Here is a 3,639-nt window from a genome sequence, read left to right on the forward strand (position 1 = left end):
CGGCTCGGCACGGTCCTGCCCGTAGGTGGCGAGCACGGCCTGTGCCTCGATCGGGTCGCCGAGCGTGGTCCCGGTGCCGTGTGCCTCGACGAACGCGACGTCCGCGGGGGTGACCCGGGCGTCGGCGAGCGCCGCGCGGATGACCCGCTGCTGCGCGGGGCCGTTCGGCGCGGTGAGCCCGTTGGACGCGCCGTCCTGGTTCACCGCCGAACCGCTCAGCACGGCGAGCACGGGGTGACCGCGGCGCCGGGCGTCGGACAGGCGCTCGACCAGCAGCAGGCCCGCGCCCTCGGCGAATCCGGTGCCGTCGGCGGAGTCGCCGAAGGCCTTGCAGCGGCCGTCCTCGGCGAGCCCGCCCTGGAGCGCGAACTCGGTGAACAGCCCCGGCGTGGCCATGGTGCTCACGCCGCCCGCCAGTGCCAGGTCGCACTCGCCGTTGCGCAGCGACTGGGCGGCCAGGTGCAGGGCGACCAGCGACGACGAGCAGGCCGTGTCGACGGTGACGGCGGGGCCCTCGAATCCGAACGTGTAGGACACGCGACCGGACAGGACACTGGCGGTGTTGCCGGTGGCGACCTGTCCCTCCAGGTTGGCGGGACGGCTCATCAGCAACGACGTGTAGTCCTGCCCGTTGGTCCCCGCGAACACGCCGACGGCGGTGCCGCGCAACGCCCTGGGGTCGAGACCGCCGCGTTCCAGTGCCTCCCACGAGGTCTCCAGCAGCAGCCGCTGCTGCGGGTCCATGGCCAGCGCCTCGCGCGGTGAGATGCCGAAGAACGCGGGGTCGAAGTCGGCGACGTCGTCGACGAAGCCGCCGAGGAACGTCCGGGTGGCGTCCGCGCCCGCGAAGGCGTAGACGGCATCGAGGTCCCAGCCACGGTCGGCGGGGAACGGCCCGATGGCGTCGACACCGCCGTCGAGCAGCTCCCAGAACTGCTCGGGAGTGCGGACACCGCCGGGGAAACGGCAGGACATGGCCACGACGGCGATCGGGTCGTCCTCCGCACCGCGCGGGGGACCGGGAGCCACACTCGTGACCCGCTGTTCGGGGGAGACGCGGTCGGCCAGGTGCTCGGCGAGGACACTCGCGGTCGGGTGGTCGAAGACGAGAGTGACCGGAAGCTTCAACTCGGTCAGGCCCGCGATGCGGTTGCGCAGCTCCACCGCCGTCACCGAATCGAAACCGAGGTCGTGGAACGAGCGGTCCGGATCCACCGCCTCCGGCCCCGCATAGCCGAGGACGGCAGCCACGGCCGAGCGGACGAGCCGCAGGACCTCGTCCCGTGAGGACCCGCGCCGCGCCGGGGCGACGGCGACCGGCTCGGACGCCTGGGCCTCCAGGAGGCGGCGGACCTCGGGGACTTCGCGCAGGACGTGGGAGGTGCGGGTGGCGGTCATCGCCACGAAGAACCGCTCCCAGTCGATGTCGGCCAGCGCGACGCAGGTGTCGTTGCCCACGGCACCGGCCATCGCCCGCACGGCGAGATCGGGGTCCATGGCGGGCAGGCCGTGCCTGCGGGCCAGATCGCCGACGACGCCCTCCGCCATGCCGTCCCCTTCCCAGGGGCCCCAGGCGATGGAGGTGGCAGGCAGGCCCAGGTCGCGACGGTGATGGGCGAAGGCGTCGAGGAAGGCGTTTCCGGGGGCGTAGTTGCCCTGCCCGGACGCGCCGAAGGTGCCGGACATGGACGAGAACAACACGAACGCGTCGAGGTCGCGCTTCAGGGTTAGCTCGTGCAGGTGACGGGTGGCGTCCCGCTTCACCGCCAGGACACGGGAGAGACGCTCGGTGGTGAGCGAGTCGAGGACCCCGTCGTCGAGGACGGCGGCGGTGTGCACCACGGCGGTCAGCGGCAGGCCATCGACGACCTCGGCGAGCTGGGCCCGGTCGGTGACGTCGCAGGCGAGGATGTCGACCCGGGCGCCGGTCGCAGCCAGTTCTTCGGACAGCTCCGCCGCGCCCGGGGCGTCGGGTCCGCGCCTGCTGAGCAGGACCAGGTGCTCGGCTCCAGCCGTGGCCAGCCAGCGGGCGGTCCGCGCGCCGAGGCCCCCGGTGCCGCCGGTGATCAGGACGGTGCCACGCGGACGCCAGCCCTCACCCTCGCCGACGGCGGCGCGGGTGATGCGGCGCGCGAGCAGGCGACCGGGACGCAGCGCGAGCTGGTCCTCCCCGATGCCGCCCGTGAGGGCGGTGGCGAGCAGGGTCGCCGTGCGGTCGTCCAGTTCGCCGGGGAGGTCGATCAGGCCGCCCCAGCGCTCGGGGTACTCCTGCGCGACGACCCGGCCGAGTCCCCACACCAGTGCCTGCTCGGGGGCGGCTCCGGTGTGCGTGGTGACCGCGCCACGGGTGAGGCACCACAGCGGGGCGGACAGGCCCGCGTCGCCCTGGGCCTGGACGAGGGCGAGGGTCGCGGTGTGGCCGAGGACGGCGGACGGATGGCCGGGATGCGTCCCTTCGTCGACGGCGAGAGCGCTGAGCACGCCGGAGACGTCCGGGTGCCTGCCCAGCAGCGCGGCCAGCGACCGCCGTTCGGCCGCGGCGCTGTCGATTTCCTCCGTGACGACGGTCGCGCCGCGAGCGGTGAGGGCGTCGGCGACGGCGGCGAAGACCGGGGCGGGCGACGCGGGGGTGAGCAGCAGCCAGGTTCCGGTGGGGGCGGCCGGGGTGGCGGCGACGGGACGCCAGTCGACCTGGTATCGCCAGCTCGCGATGGTGGCGGCCTCGCGGCCCCGGCGGCGCAGTCCGGCCAGGGCGGGGATGACGTCGCTGAGCGGGGCGGCCGGATCGAGGTCGAGGACGCCCGCGAGCGCCTCGACGTCGTGCGTGGTGACCGCACGCCAGAACTCGTCGTCGGCCGGATCGGCCGCGGGCAGGGCGGGGACGGCGGGCTCGGGCCAGTAGTGCGTGCGCTGGAACGGATAGGTGGGCAGGTCCACCCGGAAGCCGCCGGGAACGACCGACGCCCAGTCCGGCGTCACACCCCGGACCACGGCTTCACCGAGCGAGAGCAGCATCCGCCGCAGCCCGCCCTCGTCCCGTTTGAGCGAACCGACCGCGACGACGTCGTCGGGCAACGCCATGGTGAGCACCGGGTGCGGTGAGCACTCGACGAAGGTGCCGAATCCGTCCGCCGCGAGACGTTCCAGGGCGTCCGCGAACTGGACGGTGGAGCGGAGATTGTCGAACCAGTACCCGGCGTCCATCCCCGAGCCGTCCTCCACCCGCCCGGTCAGCGTCGAGTACACCGGCACCTGCCCGGCTCGCGGGCGGACCGGCTCCAGCACCCGTTCCAGCTCGTCCCGCAGCTCGTCGACCTGCGCGGAGTGCGACGCGTAGTCCACCGGCACCCGCTTGGCCCGGACTCCGTCGGCCTCACAGGCGGCGATCAGCTCGTCCAGAGCCCCGGGTTCGCCGGAGACGACCACGGCGGCGCCGTTGACCGCCGCGACCGACAGGCGGTCGCCGAACGGCGCGATCCGCTCCCGCACCTCGGCCACGCCCAGCGCGACCGACACCATGCCGCCCCGCCCGGCCAGCCGCCGCAGCACCTGCGACCGCAGCGCGACGACGCGAGCGCCGTCCTCCAGCGACAACGCACCCGACACCACGGCGGCCGCGATCTCACCCTGCGAGTGCCC

At 74.3% G+C, this 3,639-nt stretch carries 1 protein-coding gene; it reads right to left on the bottom strand.

What is annotated here, in order from left to right:
* A partial coding sequence (locus tag SACPADRAFT_RS29800) for a type I polyketide synthase (protein ID WP_157577027.1) occupies positions 1-3,639 on the bottom strand: 3,639 nt, incomplete at both ends.

The organism is Saccharomonospora iraqiensis subsp. paurometabolica YIM 90007, assembly GCF_000231035.2.
In the GTDB taxonomy this organism is placed as follows: domain Bacteria; phylum Actinomycetota; class Actinomycetes; order Mycobacteriales; family Pseudonocardiaceae; genus Saccharomonospora; species Saccharomonospora paurometabolica.